1 protein-coding gene and 1 pseudogene are annotated in these 1380 nt (G+C 62.0%); both read right to left on the bottom strand.

Annotated features, from left to right (window positions below; genetic code table 11):
* Window positions 1-400 (bottom strand): annotated as a pseudogene (locus tag sphst_RS12400) (glycosidase); the annotation flags it as partial.
* Window positions 397-1164, bottom strand: coding sequence for a glucose 1-dehydrogenase (locus sphst_RS12405; protein ID WP_107045604.1), 768 nt, complete (start codon window positions 1162-1164; stop codon window positions 397-399). The pseudogene sphst_RS12400 and the gene sphst_RS12405, both read right to left, overlap by 4 nt.
* Window positions 1165-1380: the final 216 nt, after the last annotated feature.

The following is a 1380-nucleotide window of genomic DNA, read 5'->3' on the forward strand; positions in this document are numbered from 1 at the left end:
CCAGATCTTCCTTGACCAGCGCGGTCAGGTCGGGCCCCGCAGCTAAAATCATGCATCCCTGCGCGCGCGCAGCGTCCACGCCAGTATAATAGACGAGATATTCGTCGCCGGCCACGAGCACGGTTGGATCCTCGCATCCGCCCATGTCCTCAGCACCCGGCCCGGGTGTGATTGCGAGCCCCGGATCCATAGTGAAGGCCAGCCCGTCGCGGCTCTCTCCGCGCGCAATGATACCGGTCGGATCGCTGGGCCCGAGCGGATGTGGCACGCCGCGAACCATGATCCGGTAGAGATTGCCTTCCCTCCAGACGAACGGGCTCATCATGTCCATGCCGTCGATCACAGACGCAGCGGAGATAGTCACCGTGTCGAGCTGCTCGACCGCATAGGTGATCGTCATGCGCCTTGCGCCACAGTCAATGACAGCCCGCCGTCGATCGTTACCGTGGTGCCGGTGATATAGTCCGCAGCCGGCGACAGCAGGAAAGCGACCAGCGTCGCGACCTCATCGGGCCGACCGGCGCGCTTCCACGGGATTGCCGCCTCCTTCGCCGCCAGCTCATCCGGATGATTCAGTGCGGATTGATTCATCGGCGTAAGGATCATCCCAGGCGCGACGCCATTCACCGCGATGCCCTTCGGCGCCAGCTCTAGTGCAAGGGTGGCCGTCAACTGCGACAGGCCACCCTTGGCTGAGTCGTAATCGACGCCGCCCGGTCGCGGTGCGCGTTCGTGAATCGACGATATGTTGACGATCCGCCCCTTGGCGTTTTTTGCCTCGAGCGCGCGCACCATGCGTCGGCAGGTGAGGAACGGACCATAGAGATCGGAACGGATGACCCGGTCGAACTGCGTAAGTTCCATGTCAACGAGCATCACGCCGCTCATGTTCAATCCGGCCGAATTGACCAGCAGGCTGACCGTGCCGAACGTTTTTTCGGCCTCCGCGAACAGTCGTTCGACCGCGGCTCCGTCACTGACATCGACCTGCACCGCGATCGCTCGGTCGGCTCCACCGATCGAAGCGCAGACCGCCTGCGCCGCGGCGGCATCCTTCAAATAGGTGATCACAACGCGGGCCCCGGCGTCGCCCAACAACTTGGCGCAGGCCGCACCAATGCCGGATTCACCGCCGGTGACGATAGCAATCTGATTGTCGAACATGGTCATCACCGCTGAACCTGCGGCGTGACATCGAGTTGCATGAATTCGCTGCCATAAAGCTACCTTTCGCCTGTGCGGCTGCAGCAGGCTTGAGCGGGCTTGAGCGCGAGTATTTCAAACTGGGTAACTCGTGTTCTGGACGCCCACTTATCGTCAATGAACGGACGTCCGGTTTCATGAAGGGGCGATTGACCTGTGACTGACCGGGACTGGGTC

This window comes from Sphingomonas sp. STIS6.2 (assembly GCF_000732685.2).
GTDB lineage: Bacteria > Pseudomonadota > Alphaproteobacteria > Sphingomonadales > Sphingomonadaceae > Sphingomonas > Sphingomonas aerolata.